This is a genomic window from Fibrella rubiginis (assembly GCF_017353185.1).
Lineage (GTDB): Bacteria > Bacteroidota > Bacteroidia > Cytophagales > Spirosomataceae > Fibrella > Fibrella rubiginis.
Window position 1 is genome coordinate 454,259 of sequence record NZ_JAFMYV010000001.1, and the last position, 17,750, is coordinate 472,008.

Annotated in this window: 10 protein-coding genes; 5 read left to right on the plus strand and 5 right to left on the minus strand. The window is 55.7% G+C overall.

What is annotated here, in order from left to right:
- Positions 1-59: 59 nt before the first annotated feature.
- On the plus strand, positions 60-1,382 hold the full coding sequence (locus J2I47_RS01795; RefSeq protein WP_207362831.1) for a glycoside hydrolase family 183 protein: 1,323 nt from the start codon (positions 60-62) through the stop codon (positions 1,380-1,382).
- 153 nt (positions 1,383-1,535) lie between these two features.
- On the opposite strand, the gene J2I47_RS01800 is transcribed toward J2I47_RS01795, so the two are convergent.
- Positions 1,536-6,020 (minus strand): SdrD B-like domain-containing protein, encoded by a 4,485-nt coding sequence (locus tag J2I47_RS01800; RefSeq protein ID WP_207362832.1) that lies wholly within the window; start codon positions 6,018-6,020, stop codon positions 1,536-1,538.
- A 306-nt stretch (positions 6,021-6,326) separates the two neighbouring features.
- Complete coding sequence (locus J2I47_RS01805; protein WP_207362833.1) at positions 6,327-9,872, minus strand: SdrD B-like domain-containing protein; 3,546 nt, start codon at positions 9,870-9,872, stop codon at positions 6,327-6,329.
- A 989-nt stretch (positions 9,873-10,861) separates the two neighbouring features.
- On the opposite strand from J2I47_RS01805, the gene J2I47_RS01810 reads away from it, so the two are divergent.
- The 4 genes from J2I47_RS01810 to J2I47_RS01825 are packed head-to-tail and all read left to right on the plus strand — an operon-like array spanning position 10,862 to position 15,267.
- On the plus strand, positions 10,862-11,668 hold the full coding sequence (locus J2I47_RS01810) for a LamG domain-containing protein (protein WP_207362834.1): 807 nt from the start codon (positions 10,862-10,864) through the stop codon (positions 11,666-11,668).
- The gene (locus J2I47_RS01815) at positions 11,665-12,483 is read left to right on the plus strand and encodes a hypothetical protein (protein ID WP_207362835.1); all 819 of its coding nucleotides are present in this window, start codon (positions 11,665-11,667) and stop codon (positions 12,481-12,483) included. Before J2I47_RS01810 ends, J2I47_RS01815 begins: the two co-directional genes overlap by 4 nt.
- Before the next feature lie 12 nt (positions 12,484-12,495).
- Positions 12,496-13,626, plus strand: coding sequence for a caspase family protein (locus J2I47_RS01820; protein ID WP_207362836.1), 1,131 nt, complete (start codon positions 12,496-12,498; stop codon positions 13,624-13,626).
- Positions 13,627-13,629: 3 nt separating this feature from the next.
- Complete coding sequence (locus tag J2I47_RS01825; protein WP_207362837.1) at positions 13,630-15,267, plus strand: caspase family protein; 1,638 nt, start codon at positions 13,630-13,632, stop codon at positions 15,265-15,267.
- 32 nt (positions 15,268-15,299) lie between these two features.
- Here the strand turns inward: J2I47_RS01825 and J2I47_RS01830 are convergent, their stop codons facing one another.
- From J2I47_RS01830 to J2I47_RS01840, 3 genes are read right to left on the minus strand one after another with little or no spacing between them, the layout of a single operon-like run.
- Positions 15,300-16,133, minus strand: a complete 834-nt coding sequence (locus tag J2I47_RS01830) for a C1 family peptidase (protein WP_207362838.1) — start codon at positions 16,131-16,133, stop codon at positions 15,300-15,302.
- Between the two features lie 2 nt (positions 16,134-16,135).
- Entirely contained in the window at positions 16,136-16,948 is an 813-nt protein-coding gene (locus J2I47_RS01835; protein ID WP_207362839.1) for a hypothetical protein, read from the minus strand.
- A gap of 2 nt (positions 16,949-16,950) precedes the next feature.
- Entirely contained in the window at positions 16,951-17,634 is a 684-nt protein-coding gene (locus J2I47_RS01840; protein WP_207362840.1) for an RNA polymerase sigma factor, read from the minus strand.
- Positions 17,635-17,750 lie beyond the last annotated feature (116 nt).

The following is a 17,750-nucleotide window of genomic DNA, read 5'->3' on the forward strand; positions in this document are numbered from 1 at the left end:
ACGCTCCGCTAAACTGTTAGAAAACGGCGTTGTGTGCGTTTCGTAGGAAACCGCTTGTTATGCTGCTTACCTGCCGTTTATTAAACTGCCTGATCGTTACTGCCACTGTTGCCACGTTTGCCCGTTGTTCGGCTGACAAAAAAGCCCAAACGAGTCAGCCATCAGCACCTGCGTTTAAGCTAGTTCCCGCCCCTACGCGCTATTTCAATTCCTTCGTCGACTGCAACATGGCCGAGGCGTGGGTGGGCGATACGTTCCGCATTTTCCCAGGAAAATACGGCGAAGATCCACTCTGGGGTAACGCCCGCGATTTGAAATTCGCCGATGGTGTCAACGCCGAAAAGGCCTTTAGTAGCCCCAAAGAGGCGTTTACGGAGCCGGTGATGCCCAAAAACGTGCCGGTTGGTCAGCCGGGGCTGCACGGGGCCGTGTGGTTTGAAACCATCTACCAGTTACCCGCCGACAAGTCAGGCAGGACGCTGTATGCCGTTTACCACAACGAAAATTACCCCGCTACCTTGCCCTATGACCCTGCTACGGGGCAGGGATACAAAAACGAACGGTGGCCGCAGGGCCTGACAGGCCCCACCACACCCGCCGCCGTTTGCCGGATTGGGATCATGAGATCGACCGATGGGGGGCGGCATTGGGAAAATAGAGGCCTGTTTCTGGAGGACCTTCAGCCGCGCCTGATCCTGAAGCCGCAAAACACATCGAAAACGTTTGCCGGTGGCGTGGGCGACCCATCGGCGGTGGCTAGCGGCGATTACCTTTACCTCTTTTACGGTGAATACAGTTACCCCGGCACCTACAATGCCGCTACCTACGATGCCGACAAAGAGCGAAGCGGGCAGTGCATCAGCGTAGCCCGAATTAGGTTGGCCGACCTGGACCAACCGCAGGGAAAAGCCCGGCGCTGGGACGGAAAGGGCTTCAACGCCCCCTACAACGGAGTAGGAGCACCCATTGCGGCACTGCAGATTCCACCGTCGGCGGGGGGCGGGCCGGCCTCATCGCCCGCAGCGGGCTACCACTGGGGGCCGTCGGTGAGCTGGAATACGTACCTCAACAGTTGGGTTATGCTGATGGCCAAGGCAACGGGGCCATCATGGGCGGGCAGCAGCATCCATATCGCCTTCAACACCCACGCCGACCTGGGCGAAGCACTTAACGCGCAGGACTGGACTAAACCGCAACTGTTGCTTAATCGTCCCGGCTATTTTCTGTGGTATCCCTCGCTGCAGCCCATGAACACCCCCGACGACGTGGCGAATAAGCATACCTGCCTGCGGTTGGGCAAACGGGCACGGCTTTACGCCAAACACATCAGGCCCGAAAAGAGCGAGTACCTCTCCAGCCATATTATTGAGTTCACTAAGTGAGCCTCCCTAACCGGGTTGATCACCGGTCGGCCCGATCAGCGTAGTTGAGTTGGTGTTGATTAACGCGCTGATGCTCCTAAAACGGGATAGCCCCGGTACCGCTACACAGCGGTACCGGGGCTATCCCGTTTTAATTGCCTGTAATGCGGTTGGTTACGGTGCCACGGCTTTACCCTGCGATTTGGTTTTTTTAACCACAAAGGGGGCACAGGTAGTGGGGGGACAAACGCAGGTAGTAGGCAACAGCCTCACCACCGTGTCGCTGAAACAGCCCGTGGCCGAATACACCCGGATGGTGTAGTCCTGGGGGGTGGCGGGGTTAGGCTGCCCGCCGAGGAGCAGACCGCCCACTACTGCCGAAAGGGGTTGGGGCGTGGCCAGCAGAGGAGCGGCGGCTGTGAAACTGCTGGCTTTGGTGATGTTGTAGCTCAGGGATGCGCTGCTGCTACCCACCAGCGTAATGGCCCCGTTGGCCTGTGGAAGCTGGCCTATGCACTGCGCCGAAACGGCCAGCGCGGTCAGACTCGGAGCGGGGTCGGCCACCACAATGAAGGGACAACATGAGCCGTCGGGGCAACCGCCCAAGCTGGTGGCCGCGACGGTATATTCACCCACGGCCGTAACCGAGAGGGTGCTGGTGGTAGCGCCCACAATGGGCTGGCCGTTGCGGCTCCACTGATAAGTCGAGTAGCTGGCCGGGGCCGTCAGGTCAAACTGGAAAACCTCGCCTGCACAAACGTGGGCGGGCACACTTACGCAGGTGGTGGCCGTTTGCTGGCCGGGCAGGGTGATGGTGTTGTAGATGATGCCCTCTTCATTGAGTTGCACCTTCAACGTCAGCGTAGCCACCTGACCACCGCTTAGGCTGGGAATGGTCCAGGTGCCACCACTGAGGCCCGGAGCAAACGTACCTGTACTGGCGGTGGCGCTGCCCACCAGCGTAACGGCGCTGGAACTAAGCCCGTCGGTGAGGACCAGGCTGGTGGCAGTGGTACCCGACGTGTTGGTCAACGAGATCGTGTAGGTAACGATCTGGCCTTTTTCTACCTGCTTGAGATCCACAGTTTTGGCCAGGGCATAGGTGGGCATGGGTACTACTGAGCAGGAAGTGGGCGCGGAATAACCCACCGTCGCCGAGCCACAGGCCAGGCCCTGGCTGGTCACCACTACCGTGTGGCTGCCCGAACCCGGCGTTAAGCCGGTCAGGCTATAGGTGGCTGTTGTTTGCCCGCCTGACAAGCTCACTACCGTTGACACTGCACCGTCTCTGACGGTCAGCGAGTTGGGCGAGGCGCTGCTCACAGAGATCGTACCTGTAATACTATAGGTGTTGTTGGCTAGGACGCAGGCAGTTGTTGGCGTAGCCACCGACAACTGGCAGGGCTGGAATGTAACATCATTATCGCACAGGAACGCCAAGGCTTTACCGCTGCCCACGGCTGGTTTTGGAAGATAAACTTCCCAGGTGTTGACCGGCCCTGTGCTGGCCGACGGGTTCACGATGTAGCGAAGAACGCAGTAGACGTCAAACGTGGTAACGTAGATGTTCCCATCGGGACCGCAGGCAATTTTATTTACCTGAGTGGAATTCGAGGTAGACGAGGTGGCCCCTGAAGCGGTATAGTTCTGCCAGTTGCTGATGACCACGTCGCGCTTGTCGAGATAGGTGCCATCGGCCTTATAGTGCAGAATTGCATCGGGGGTTGAGTTATCGGTGCTGTTGAAATTGTTTTTACCCGCCGTGAGGAATGAACCGTCGGGCAGAAATTTGATGCCCATCAGCGTACGTTTGAGATCATTGGCCACCAGCGTTGGAGTTGTACTCAGGTTGGCATCCACTTTGGCAATAATGCCACCCTTGTCGCCCCCCGAGAAGCCAAACCCCCGCGACACGAACACGTTACCCGTGACGGGTTCAACCGCAACGCCCCACAACTGCTGCTGCCCACCTGAACTGGCCGGGAAGGCCGCCGTCAGCAGTACCGCAGAAGCAACCGGGTTAGCTTTGTTGGTCACGTCGAAGCTTTCAAGCCCTCTGGCCGTTGTGACGTAGAGCTTATTGCCGTTATTACTGACTGCCAGATCGTAGAGGGAGGCGGTGGTTGTAAAACTTGACACGAAGGTTTTAGTGACCGCATCATAAATATTGACCTGACTGGCTCCATTGCTGGCCCCCGGCTGGCCGATGTAGACGTATTTGTTGTCGGGTGATACGGCCAGTGCTTCACCGCCTGTGTTCAGGTTTCCCGCGCCAGGCGCTGGGTTGGTGCTGTTGGCAGAGGTCGAGAAGGGGAATGTCATGGTTTGCCCGCCGCCATTTGGCAGCAGGTCGCCCACGATCAGGGTAGCTTTGGCGCAGAGCGTCGAGGTGGTGATAAAGGGGGTTGTGACGAAGGCGGCATCGTAGGTGAAGTTATTCTGGCCTGCCTGTCCCAGCGTGAAGCTAATAATGCCTGCCGCGTTAGGGTCGGTGTCAATAGCGTCGGCATTAGCACCCGTGGCTGCGTTGGCTTTGGCGCTCAGGCTCAGTGTATTGAAACTGGTGGGGAAACACAGCGAATAGCTGCCGCCGTAGGTCAGGCCCGTGAGGCTGTACACAAAGCCCGTGGTGGGAGTACCCGCTGCGTTCGAGAAATAATATTCACCAGCGCTATTGGTGATAGCCGTAGCGATGGTGGTTGAGCCGGGGCCTTTAAGGGTTACGGTCACGCCGGCCATCGGTGGTTCACCGGCATCCTGTACGCCGTTGTTGTTCGTATCGTTCCAGACCCGGTTGCCAATTTCGATGGGCGCGGCTTTACACATAATCTCAATATCGCCAACGCTGGAACCCTTCGAGAAAAGCTCACCGGATGGGACAATCTGAAAATCACGCACTTCGTCGCCGGTAGTGTTACTAAATACCGAAAAACCGTTGGTATTAATTACGTTGACTGGGTCCATGACACTGGTAACGACCTGGCCACTGCCATGTACTAGCGCCAGGCCCCCCAGGGCCGTTTCGTAGTGGTATGGATCAATGTATTCATCTGAATAGAATTCAGCAATTGACAGTGTGTTGTCATTATTGTTTTTGCCCGTAGTGCCATTGCCATTCGTGCCGCACAATCCCCCGTTGTAGGGGTCCAGCACATAGATAGGGTTGGCTAGTGTTCCGGTATTACAGGCACGGACAATGTCGCCACCGGCAATCATGGTACCTCCATATTGGTTAGTTCCCACGGCATCGTAGCTGCCCGGTACGAACTGATGCGAGAACCGGTCAGTAATACCAATCACCAATGAGCCGTCGTCATCAAAAACAATATCCGACAACAGCGGCTGCGGATAAAAACCATAATCCTGGTTTATGTCGCTAATGTTTGGCGACACATTTTTCTCCCAGGTGCTGATCCAGTTGTGCCAGCTTTTGGTGCCAAAAACCTGGCGACCATCATTAATGACGCCCCGTGTATAGTTCAGGCTGAAAGCACTGACTGGCGCCGAATTAAAACTGAGCGTGGTGACGTTGAATTCATAAATCGAGGCTGACAAACCCGAAGCAGTGCTCGTACTACTGTTAGCGCTGCCATCGCAGGTAATGCTAGCGTAGATGTTGCCTGTGATGGGGTTGATACCCATGCCGAACGGACGTCCTACGCCACTGGGGCAACTCGTTGCCGGAAACGCATAGGACGTAATATCGGCAGGAGCGGGATTCGTAGCTGCATTATTGTCGGCGTCGACGGCAATGCGATAAAGCTTTTTGTCAAATAGGTTGATTGCGTAGAGATACTTGCCGTCAGCACTGATGTCGATGTCGCCGAGGCCAACTTTGCCAACGGCATCGAACGGGTTCTTTCCGCTCTGAATTTCGTCTTTGAAGTAATCAGCAGTATTATGGGGGTCTGTGCCAGCGTTGAGCGTGACAAACAGGCTGGTGGCTGATGCGCTGGGCGTAGACGCGCTGCTGGTGCGGTAAATGGCGCCAAGTCCGCCAGAGCCAAAAGCCGAGTGCCGCTTCATAAACGCACCCGTGAACAGATCATCCGTTGAACGTCGGTAGGCCGTACCCCAGACGCTACCCACCGTGGCAGAAGCACTCGATGCCGGCGAAGGCGTGTTGAGCATTTGTTTGGAACCCGCGTCAATACCCGATGCTTCATACGGAACGGTGACCACCACATTTTCATCAACGGCTCCCTTGCCAATTAAAAAGCAGGGAATAGCCACAGGTGGATTTGGCGGACAGTATTCGGCTGGCCGGTTGACACCCAGATTGACTACGTCACCACCCGCCGCAAACCGAATGCCCGTGCCGTTGTCAACACCAGTCATGGTCTCGTAAAAACCTGTTGGCACGTTGGTAAATTCGAGTCGGAATAGGCCGCCGCCGGTGGTAAGGGTGTAGCCGCCTGTGCTGGATGTCGTTGCCGAAATGGGTGCGGTACTGCTGTTACTGCTGTAGGCTGTAACGACAATTCCCTGTACGCCAACTTCTTTGACCTCAGCGGTGGCAGCAGCAAACGTACCGTCTCCATTAAAGTCACGGTAGACCGTACCCGAGATAGTCTGTGCATAACCGGGAAGAGCGCAGAACGCCAGGCTAACGAGCAACCAGACTACCGCCCGAAGCGTTTTGAACGTAGATATATGCATAATAGTGACAGGTAATTGTACGAAAACTAAGTAGCTTCCTTAAGCATACAATTAGTGTGCCACGGCTAATTCCGCATTTTTACTTATAAGAAATCTATCCGTTTAGTTGCCTGTGCAACTTCAGGCAGGGCTAGACAGACATCATCAGCAGTCCTAAAAAGGTGTAGGTTCGCTTAACAATTGGTGTGCCAAGGATCTGCGCCATCAGCAGAAACTGCACGATGATTAGCAGGAACTAGATGTACGCCAAAAAGGTCACTGGAGAACCAGTGACCTTTTTGGCATTGATAAAGCAAAGAAGTAGGATCAGGGTGCCACGGCTTTACCCTGCGATTTGATTTTTTTCACTACAAAGGGGGCACAGGTAGTGGGGGGACAAACGCAGGTGGTAGGCAACAGCCTCACCACTGTGTCGCTGAAACAGCCCGTGGCCGAATACACCCGGATGGTGTAGTCCTGGGGGGCGGCGGGGTTGGCCTCTCCCCCCAGCAGCACGCCGCCTACCACGGCCGAGAGGTTGCGGGCGGAGGCCAGCAGGGGCGTGGCAGCAGTGAAGCTGCTGGCTTTGGTGATGTTGTAGCTCAGGGATGCGCTGCTGCCCACCAGCGTAATCCTGGCGTCGTTTTGCGCCGTGGCACCCAGGCAGGAGGCCATCTGCGCAACGGCGGTCAGGCTGGGCAGTTCGCCAAAGGAGTCAATAACAAAGGGGCAGCAGTCGCCGGTGGGGCAGCCGCCCATGCCATTGGCCATGACCGTATATTTACCCACGGCCGTAACCGAGAGGGTGCTGGTGGTAGCGCCCACAATGGGCTGGCCGTTGAAGCTCCACTGGTAGGTACTGTAACTGGCAGGCACCGACAGCAGAAATTCAAACGATTCACCCGCACATACCCGAAACGGCACGGTGGTGCAGACAGTAGCCGTCTGTCCATTAGGGGCCGTGACGGTGTTATAGGTAATGCCCTCGTCGTTGAGCCGCACCCGATAGCGTAACGTAGCTACTTGTCCGCCGGCTAAACTTCCAATGCGCCAGCTACCACCGTCGGCTGCGGGTGTAAACGTACCTGCCGAGGCTGTGACACTACCCACGAACGTGACAGCCGTAGTGCTCAACTGGTCCGTCAGTTCCAGGTTAGTAGCCGTAACGCCCGACGTGTTGGTTACCGAAAGCGTGTAGGTAACGATCTGGCCTTTTTCCACCTGCTTCAGGTCTACAGTTTTGTCGATGTCATAGGTAGCTAGTGGTGCTACACTACACGAAACCGGAGCCGCGTAGGTGGTCGAAGCCGTACCGCAGGTTGAATTCGACGACGTCACCGTGAGGGTATGGCTGCTGGCATTGCTCAGGCCCGTGAGTGAGACTTCGACAGACGTTTGCCCCGCCGATACGCTGACGGGGGTCATCGCCACGCCGTTATCAACAATAGAGAGCGAACCGGCGGGGGTGTTCGAGAGCCAAACCCTGCCCGTTGCCGTGTACTGATTGGTGGCACTGCTGCAGACGGGCGTACCCACGGCCACGCTTAGGCTGCAGGGGGGCACGGCCAAGTAGGCGGCGTCGTAGGTGAAGTTGTTCTGGCCTGCCTGTCCCAGCGTAAAGGATACGAGGCCCGTTGCGCTGGGGTCCGAGTCGATGGCGTCGGCGTTGGTGCCGGTGGCCGAATTAGGCCTGGTGCTCAATACCAATGCACTGGCACTGGCCGGAAAACTCAGCGAATAGCTGCTGCCGTAGGTCAGGCCCGTGAGGCTATACACAAAGCCCGTGGTGGCGGTACCCGCCGCGTTCGAGAAATAATATTCACCGGCGCTGTTGGTCGTAACGCTGGCACCAGCCGTGGGCAGTCCCGGTCCTTTCAGCGTAACCGTAACTCCCGCCAGCGATGCTTCGCCGGGGTCCTGCGTACCGTTGTTGTTGGCATCGTTCCAGACCCGGTTGCCAATCATGATGGGTGCCGGATTACAAAGCACTTCCAGGTCGCCCAGGCCACTGGCCTTCCCGTAGCCAAACGCATCGTTTCCATACAACACCGCACCCGATCCTGGATTGTGGGCCGTGCCGGTGGGGTTGCCGTCTTTAGCGCCTGTAGCGTTGATTAACCGCTTAATGCCACCCGTATTGAAATCATCCTGCGAGTCGATAGCGGTCATGGCGAGTTTGCCACTGCCGGGCAACAGGGCCAGCCCCGCCATGGAGCTTATGCCGTGGTTGGCGCCATCCTGCACCCGGTCGCCCCAGTAATATTTGCCGCCACCCGGCCCCTGCTCCGTATCCTGCTGGGTCGATGGGGTGGCACCACAAAGGGCGCCGTTGCTTTCCAGTGTCCAGGTGGTGGCGGTTGAACTGCATTTGCCCGCCCGGAGCACTTCGCCGGGGCTGATGGCGCTCACCAGGGCGGCATCGTTGGCAATGGGCCGGTGGTTCTGAAACCCCATCTGATCGCCGAAACGGTCACGCAGGCCCAGGATCATGTCGCCGTTAACGTCAAATTCAATGTCGGTCAGCCACGCCTGCGGGTAGCTTGTGTCGGTGCGGTCGGTCTGGTAGCTGGCCGACCAAGGACGCCAATACTCGGCCCGGGGCTGACCAGGCAGGTCGGCGTTGGTGGGCTGTTTTTTGTAGGTCAACGGAAACGATAAGGCGGTAGTGAAGGTGCTGCCATCGAATTCAAACACCGTGGCACTCAGCCCTGCCGTGCTGGTGTACGAATCGGGTTTGCGGTCGTTGTTGGCATCCAGGTTGAGGTCTTCCCGCGTGCAGACTACGCCCACATAGGCTTTGCCCTGGTGGTATTTTACGGCAAAGGGCCGGTAGCTCTGGCCACCGCAGGGGTTGGGGATGGCGAAGCCGACCGGTGTTTTGGTGGCTACGTCAATCAAATACAGCTTACGGTCTTTCAGGTTGACTACATACAGCGTTTTGTCGTCGTCCGACATGTCCATGGCACCCAGGCTGGTTTTGCCCACGGCGTCAAAAGCGGGCAGATCGTAGCTATCCAGCTTGCCATTGGCGTTTAGCGACGTGGGCAGGTCGTTGCCATGCGTCTCGGTGGTGGTGCTCACGGCCCCGCCGCCTACGGTGGTGAAACTGAAAAACTCGGAGGTGGTAGCCGTTGCCGAACTGAAATCAGTCACGTAGATCGCGTTAGGTCCGCCATAAGCGAAACCGACGTGGCGCTTGGTGAACGCCGCCGCGAAGAGCTGCTTTTTGTCTTTCCTGTAGGCCAGCCCCCACGCAGCCCCAATCTGGTTGACGGTAGCGTAGTGACTGATAGTTTTGGCGTTGTCAACGACGGCATAAGGCACCCCCACCAGCACGTCGCGGTCACCAATGGCCGGTTTGTTTGTGGGGTTGATGGCGACAAAGCAGGCCGTTACCACCTCCGGGTTTTTCTGGCAATAATCGTGCGGGTAGTTTACGCCGAAATTGACCGTGGCGGGTGCCGAGGACACAAACTGCACCGATGTGCGCGAACCGCTGCCGGCCGCCCCTTCATAATACACGTTTAGCGCGGTCGGGATGGTGAACTCAACCCGGAAAGGGCCGCTGCCGGTAGGGGTAATGGTGTAAGCACCGGCGGCAGTGGTGAGTTGCACGCCTCCGTTGGTCACGTTGGTCCCCGCCGCATTGTAGGCACGTACTTCAACGCCGCCCAGACCCGGCTCGCCATAAGTATAGGTGCCCGACGCAGGGGTGGCTTCGTAGAGGCCGTTTGCGTTGAAATCACGAAAAACGGTGCCGGTCAGGGTTTGTGCCTGAGCTACGGAAACCAGCAGCCACAGCAACAGCAGTACGAACCATCCCCCGACAAACCGGCTCTGCGGATTGACAGCGGAGCGGTAAAATTTTTTCATAGCCCTCTATTATTGGCGGTGTTGAGCGAAATAAAACATAGTAATACATCCGTAGACAACTATGGCGCCAATTGACAGCATGAAGAATTGGTTACTCTATTATTTTGCTGAAAATGCACAAATCAATACAGCTTTGTATCATTAATTAATTGGTATTGAGCTTACTAAATAAGTACTACAAATGCATTTTAGTTAAAAATTAATCCCTAAATACTGGAGTACTTAACTGTAAGTAAATCGACAACATACAATAGCGGTATTGGGAACCCCGGCTATTGTCAAAAAATATGCCAGTTACCCAGCTGGTCACGTCTGATTGCCCCGATTAATCTGGTGGCCTGGCTCGGCATAAAAGCCCTTCTGCTTTGCGTATGGTCTCTTTTCCTGATTTGTAAGCCGAAAAAAGTTACCTTTGAAGAACGGCAGCCGCGAAAAATACTTAGCGTTTTACAGGCAGAATTATCACGGTTTCTTGTAGTGGTATGACTGGTTTTCTGTTTTACAAAATATTGTGATTAATCTCAATCTATTTAGCTATGCAGTTTAACAGACCACTTAGTAGCCTATAGCTGAAGGAATAAATTACAGCAAAACAAGGTGACCAATTATTGTATGTCAATTAGTTATTGATACTTATATTACCGCTGCTTTTAGTGCATACTAATTAAGTGCTTCGTCTAAGTAGTATTTTTTGTTTTTATCAGGCTGGGTAAAATCAGGCTGAAAAACGGGTTGTTCTTCCGTACGGTCTGCTATTGTTGCTCTTACATATTAGCACAACATTGCCAGTAACCTGGTGTCGATCCGGTTGAAACTGAGGTCAGTCGTGCTACTGGTAGCTTGCCGATCAGGTGCGGCTAGTCGTCAACTGCCCGTCGTGGCGTACATGCGTATTTTCCTAGTTGAGTTGGCGGGTAGATTAGCTTAAATGGTTATTTTACAGTATATTATTATATTATTCTGATAAGTATGGTAAAGAGGAGTGGGGCATGGAAAAGTTATCGGTGAGCATACAGGAGCTAAAAACGTACACGCTTTGCAGCGTTCTTAGTGTTATGCTCAGTTGTGAACGCTGGAATCTACCGCCCGGTACCGATAACCTGACCAATGGGCTGATTGCCTATTATTCACTAAATGGAAATACGCTCGATCTGAGTGGTAACGCACTAAACGGCCAGCTTATAAACGGAGCAACGTACGGACCAGACCGAAAGGAGACGGTTCAGTCGGCCTTGCAACTGGATGGCATAGACGATTATTTCGAGATTCCTGACAACGCAAAATTGCGTCCTGATTCAATCTCCATCAGCCTCTGGTTAAAAGCAAGGAAGGTACTGACCGCGAATGACAGCACGCGACATATCTACAACAAAGATGATTATGCGACGCATGAGAAGCAGCAGTACAGCGCATTCATCAGCAAGTCCAGGCTACCTAATCCACCTGGTAGGTGCTGCGAATTTAATGTCGACGTAAACAACGACGGTTTCTGTGTGGTGGAGCAACCCATTCAGAACAGGATGATTCATTATGCTCCCACATTTGAACTCAATCAGTGGTATCACTTTGTCAGTGTTTTCTCCGGTCAGACACTCAAACTCTACCTTAATGGTGAATTGAAAATGGCACAAAGGGAATTGACCGCCAACCCAATTGACCGGTGCGTCGGCGGAAATCTGCGCTTCGGTGCACAGGCTGCTTACGATGTGAACAATTTCGATGGCCTGATGGATGAGATACGGATTTACAACAGAGCACTGACGCAGGCGGAAATTAATGCGCTCTACAGGCAATGAATCAATCAGGCTTCTTCGCGATCTGCCTTGCCACGCTGCTGGCAACCTGCCTGTTTTCGCCGCCAGTTGCCAGTCAGCCGGTGACGAAGGGCGCGGTGCTGGTGTCCAACGTTCGGGTCGATCTGGATACCAACCGGGTGAAAGTGCTGTATGATGCCACCGGCATGACCCCCCACGATTCGGTATACATCCAGGTGGAAAGCCGGGAACGGGGCTTGTTACACGCCGTAACGGTGACCGGCGACGTGGGTACGGAGGTGCTGTCGGGCAGGAACAAAACGATTTATTGGGATTATCGGCTCGATGGAATACACCTTGACGATGCCATTCGGGTAACGGTGCTCGTTAAGCAGCCAGGGCAACTGGTTTCCAAAGAACAGGTTACGGTTGGGGGTGGCCCGACCAACGCGCTGCTGTCGGTGCTGGCCCCGGGTGTGGGGACTATTTTTGTGCAGCCCAACCGGAAAATTGGGCTACGACCCTTACTGACAGGCGCTTATGTGGGGCTGTGGATTTATGGGCTGGCACGCAAAAGTCAGTCTACCGACCGGTATGATCTGTACACCCGTCAACTCAACTGGGCCGACTATACGGAGGCTAACCAATTGCACCATCAGTATCTGGTGGCTTCCTGGGCGGCAGTGGCGTTACTGTTGACCGACGTGACGTACACGTTTCTGCGGGGCAGAAAAAATGAACAGCTAAAGCGGGCGGCCCGGCAGCGGGTTGGGGTCAGATACAGCCTGCCCCGCTCCCTTCTGGCCGTTGGCGGGGTTGGCACTACGCCAACGATTGGTATTCGGGTCTCTTTTTAATCAGGTACGTTTATGAGCAATCGATTCGTGTTTCCGGCCTTCTTTCTGCTGGCGGCTGGCCCACTGGCGGCTCAACCGGCTACGCTTAGTTCGGCCCGCAGCGACTGGGTATCAATCAGAAAGGAGCCAACAACGGCACCTCTGATTGCCTGGCAGGTGCCGCAGGCAAAACGGGTAGTCGAACATAAGCTGACCTATACCGTAACGGTGCGGGTGCAGGCGGCCGACGCGGTGACCCGGTTACAGTTTGTTCGTAATGGGTTGGTCCTGAACCGGGAGACGCGCGGCTTTAAACGGGCGGGTGGTGTCGAGTTTTCGGAGGTAATTCCGCTGGTGCCCGGATCGAATGAACTGTATGTCATGGCAACAAACGCCATTGGCACCACCACGTCTGAGCCGCGCCTCATCAGCTGCCAACCCGATACGTCATTGGCGAAGCAGGTACCTGTAGCGGGTGTTTCCGACCAAAAGCGACTGGCGCTGATTGTTGCCAACGGAAACTACGGTAAGTCGCTGCTCAGGAACCCAACCAACGATGGCCGGGCCATAAAACAGCAGTTGGAAAAACTGGGCTTTGCCGTTACCTATAAAGAAAACCTGCCCCTGCGCGAGCTGAAGCAAACGTTCGATGGGTTTATGACCGACCTCGGCTCACACAACGTTGGCCTGTTCTATTATGCCGGGCACGGACTAATGGTTGGTGGCGAGAATTACGTGCAGCCGGTCGATGCGGAGCCCAAAGTAGAATCTGATGTGGAATTTGAGTGTTATCCCTTGCGGCAACTGGTAGCCCGGATGGCCTACGCCAATCCCAAAGGGGCTAACCTGATCTTTTGGGATGCCTGCCGGAACAACCCTTACCGGTCCTGGCGGCGGGGGGCTGGTGAGTCAATGGTAACCCCGCTGCTGCCTGCGGTGGGTACCATGATCGTTTTTGCCACCGAGCCGGGGAAGCAATCCTACGATGGCGATGAAGAAAACGGCTTGTTTACGGGTGAGTTGCTGAAGCACCTGGGGCAGCCTGGCATCGATATTTTCGAACTGGTCGACCGCATCGATCAGGGCCTCGAAGACCGGGGGTTCAAACAGCCTCCTTACCTGGAGGGTCGGTTACGGGGCAAGTTTATGTTCAACGCCAATTGAGGTATGGCTACGTACCTGACCCACCGGCTACTGGCTGTGCTCCTGCTGTTGCTGGGCCTAAACGGCGTAGCCTTGCCCGGCAAGGGACAAACGGTACACGCTATTCTGGTGGCCGACACCACGGATCCACTGCTTCATACGGTTTGCAAACGGGATATTGACATCATGCACCGGCAGTTTGTGCAGGTAGCGGCGGCTATCCGGTATGAGTTACGTGAACAGGTCGTTGCCGGAGAAACATTCAGCAGTAAACGCCTCCGCAACGTGGTGAGCAAGCTGTCGCCCGCGCCAGACGATATCATCTTCCTGTACTATACCGGGCATGGCTACAATGCCCGGCGGCGGGCGGGTCGTTTTCCAGTGATGCTGCTCGACAAAGACGCCGCGGTCAGCGGGCGAAATCCCGGTCTGCTGGCCGTTCATCAGGTATTGACCGCCAAACACGCCCGCCTGTGCATTACCCTCGGCGACTGCTGCAATCAGTTGGTCAGAAATATGCGGGGAATGGTCAATAAAACGGTTGCGCCAAAGGCCCTGTTGCTAACCAACGATTCGCTGGATGAAGTCTACCGGACGTTGTTTCTGAACGTAAAGGGCGATGCGCTGATTGCCAGCAGCCAACCCCCGCAACAGGCCTATGCCCACCCCGACTCGGGAAGTTTTTATACCCGTTCGTTCAACGAAGCCCTGGAACTGGCCAGCCGGAACAACAAACAGGTAAGCTGGGAAACCCTGCTCCGCGATACCCAATCCCGATTGACCCGGCATCAGGCCACCCGAACCAGACAGTCGATCTATGTGGTGCACGTGGCTGGTCGCACCCCCGCCCGCGCCACCATTAGTTTCGACCTGATTAACCGCCTGCTGAACGAACTAACAAACCCAACACGCCCGGCCACCCAACGACAGGTAATCCTGAATCGGCTGACGGGGTTCTTTGTGAAGCAGGCGCGTATAGACGTCTATGTCAACTCGACCCTGAGCCAGGTACAACGCATAGAGCCGTTTCTACAACGGCTCTATGGGCAACATGACCACAGTCAGCAACTTAACCTCATCGAGCGCCTCTCGGAGATGACCGCCGACGGCAGGCAGTACAGCCGGGCGGCCATTGAGGCGGTAGGGGTAGAGGCCGGGGTCAGGTACGTTGCCAATGAACCCAAAGCCGCACTAACCCCAAAAGCCGTGCCTGTGCCAACGGCCCTGAGCCTATTGGTTCGGACCGACAAAGGGCGGGCAAATGTTACCTATTGGGCGGGAAATCAGTTAATTGTGGAGGCAAACGTGAGCCGCCCCTGCCATATTCGGCTGGTATATGTATTGGCCGACAGTATTACGGTATTGCTCGAAAACGATGCCGAGATCAAGCCCGGCCAGGAAAATCAGTATGTTCGTATTGCCCCCGACTCGGCCTTTGTTTGCGCGGCTCCGTTTGGTACGGAATACCTGCTGGCCTACGCTGCCGAATCAGCTTTTTGCCCCATACCGACCATCCCTAATCCGAAGCTGTACGTTAGACCGGAGAATGGCTATACGGTTTTCGTAGGATCGATGCCCGAGATCAGGAAAGCCGTTGCCTGCACGACAGATGGGGGCGAGGTAGTTGAAGACCGAATTCAGATCGTCACGCGCGGGCGATAACGAACGCTACCAGCGACAGCGCAGCCTGCCGCCTAGTTCACCACAAAGCCGTAGCGGGTAAAACGAGCCATATCCTGGTAACGGATCCAACAGAAACCAGCATCAGCCCAGCGTTTCCCGAAACTGTTCACTACCCGGAAAGCGCCTCCGAACCGGTTGTCGTCGTACCCGACCAGGCAGAGGGCATGGCCCCGGAGGTGCTTGTTCTGCGGATTGTCGGTCGGGGCGGGCGTCCACACGTTGGCGGCGGTATAGAAGGAGGGCGGGATCACCATACCCACCACAACGGGGCTGCCGTTGGCCAGGGCTTTTTTCAGTTGGTCTATTTTTTTCTGGTCGCTATCCTGCACGTTGAATAGGCGTTCGTAGTCCCGAATCCGGTAGCGGGCGGCAAGCTGGTCAACCGCGCTAGTCTGCTGGCCGCAGGCCGGATACGGGAAACGGCTAAAGGGAACGCTGCCAACGTCTCTGAGAACCGCAAATACCTTGGTGAGGTAAACGCCCTCCACGCAGGCATAATCGTTGGTCGCCTTGGCTTTTTCGTACAGGTAACTCGGTGAAAAAGCCAGCCTGCTGATGGCCGCTTTCGTTGTTTTCTTCCGGGCTTTAGCCTCCAGAATGGTTCGCAGATAATAGCCGCAGGCAAAGCCAACGCAGGTGCCGTAGGCCCCCTGCTCCCGCACGGGTGGGCATAATGCCTCAAAAGAAACCCGGTCTGGCAGTGGCGTTTTGATCAGAATAGCCTGATAGGGAACCTGTGCGTACCCGGCATCGTCGAGCAGCAGACCGGGGATGCTATCGGTCTGGGCCGCCGCCGGAAGGGTCAGCAACAGCAGCAGATAACCGGTGAGCCATGCCGTTTTCATGGTCAGGGTGCAGGTGCCGACGCCGACAGTTGATTCAGCAACTGCCGGGCTTCCTGCTGGTAGGGATGGCCGTTTAGCTGAGCTATTTTGTTCAGAAGCGGCCGTGCCTGGGTACGTTGGTTGGCCTTCAGATACGCCAACGCCAGATACCATTGCGCGCTGGCACCCCAGTGCCCTGTTTTTGCCGCAAGTACCGTAAGCTCCTGAATAGTTGGCTGACCGTCAGCACGGTTTAAGCCTTGTGTAGCTACCTGTAAACGAACCGAATCCTGCCCCGACTGGCTGTTTTCGGGTGCGGCGGCTACCCGGTCTGGATCTGGCAGCAGGGTGGGAGCGGGCTTTAGGTGGGGCGAAAAAAAGTGGGTAAACGCAGCCTCGTTTTGGGCCAGTTCCTGCCGTTTGTCTGCCCGGTTTGTATAAAGTAGCCAACCGACGCCAAGCAGCAGGGCCAGCGAAGCCGCCATCACCCAACTCGCCCGGCCAAAACGAACCAACTGACGAACTGGCTGGCTCTGGGCTGGCAGCGGCCCCAAGTCAGGGGCTTTTCCTTTTGCTTCGGCAAGCTCGGGTTGGGCAGTCTGTTTGGCTATGTCGGGCAGTAACCCCCGCTTGTCGAGGTCGGCGTGAAGTTGCCTGAACCGGTCTTTTTGGGCCAGAAAAGACAGTCCCTGTTTCAGCTCACGTTGCAGCGCCACCTCTTGCCGGAGTTGGGGGTCCTGCTGTATTCGGGCTTCAAACTGGTCTTTTTCGCCGGCTGGTAATTGCCCGGCCAGGTAGGCGCCAATCTGTTCCAGAAGTTCATCGGAGAGGTCCATGCCTAGTCTGTTTTGTATTGGCTGTATAATGCCTTCATTCGCTGGGCGCAGCGGAAGCGCTTCACCTTGGCGGAGTTTTCCTGCAACCCGATTCTGGCCCCGCACTCGCCCAGTGATTTTTCCTCCACATAAAAGCAGTGCAGCATCGTTTGGCAATCGGCACCCACGTCAGCAAACGCCCGGCCAACAGCCTCCCAATCTACTTCACTGTCACTCCAGATAGAACCGCCATCGGCTACGCTCGCTTCACTGTCTTCTCGACCGCTTACATCGCCCCCCGTCTCTATACTAACGGCTTGACTTGTGCTCTCGTAGCTGTCAGGTGAATCGGTTTCTTCCGCCATATCGTCCTGCATGGTCTCCAGCTTCTGAATATGATTTTTCCGTAGATAACTGACCCACCGATTTCGACAAACGGTAAAGACGTACGCCGCTACGGGCTTCTCCTGAAACACGTATTTCCCATTTTTCAGTTTGATCGCAAACTCAGCCATTCCTTCCTGTAAAATGTCGAGGGCATCGTCTGTAGAAATGGCACTACGCTGACGGGCATAGGGCATGAAGCTGCGGAATACATTGATATACAGGCATTCCCAGGCCTGTTTATAGTCGGCGAGCAGGGCCTGATAGAAGGCCAGGTTTCCCTGCGCAACGTTCAGACAAGGGTTATCGTCATCCGTAGTCATACCGGCCGGCTTTTACAGTAGCGGTATGGCATAGGTACTGATTTGAGCGCCAGAAAACAACGAACGGCCTGGTTGTCAGCCCGACATTCAGTTTAGCGGTTGCCCTACTTACTTAT

Coding starts and splice junctions, on each gene's coding strand:
- J2I47_RS01795 (WP_207362831.1), top strand. CDS start 60: ATGCTGCTTACCTGCCGTTTATTAAACTGCCTGATCGTTACTGCCACT.
- J2I47_RS01800 (WP_207362832.1), bottom strand. CDS start 6,020: ATGCATATATCTACGTTCAAAACGCTTCGGGCGGTAGTCTGGTTGCTC.
- J2I47_RS01805 (WP_207362833.1), bottom strand. CDS start 9,872: ATGAAAAAATTTTACCGCTCCGCTGTCAATCCGCAGAGCCGGTTTGTC.
- J2I47_RS01810 (WP_207362834.1), top strand. CDS start 10,862: ATGGAAAAGTTATCGGTGAGCATACAGGAGCTAAAAACGTACACGCTT.
- J2I47_RS01815 (WP_207362835.1), top strand. CDS start 11,665: ATGAATCAATCAGGCTTCTTCGCGATCTGCCTTGCCACGCTGCTGGCA.
- J2I47_RS01820 (WP_207362836.1), top strand. CDS start 12,496: ATGAGCAATCGATTCGTGTTTCCGGCCTTCTTTCTGCTGGCGGCTGGC.
- J2I47_RS01825 (WP_207362837.1), top strand. CDS start 13,630: ATGGCTACGTACCTGACCCACCGGCTACTGGCTGTGCTCCTGCTGTTG.
- J2I47_RS01830 (WP_207362838.1), bottom strand. CDS start 16,133: ATGAAAACGGCATGGCTCACCGGTTATCTGCTGCTGTTGCTGACCCTT.
- J2I47_RS01835 (WP_207362839.1), bottom strand. CDS start 16,948: ATGGACCTCTCCGATGAACTTCTGGAACAGATTGGCGCCTACCTGGCC.
- J2I47_RS01840 (WP_207362840.1), bottom strand. CDS start 17,634: ATGACTACGGATGACGATAACCCTTGTCTGAACGTTGCGCAGGGAAAC.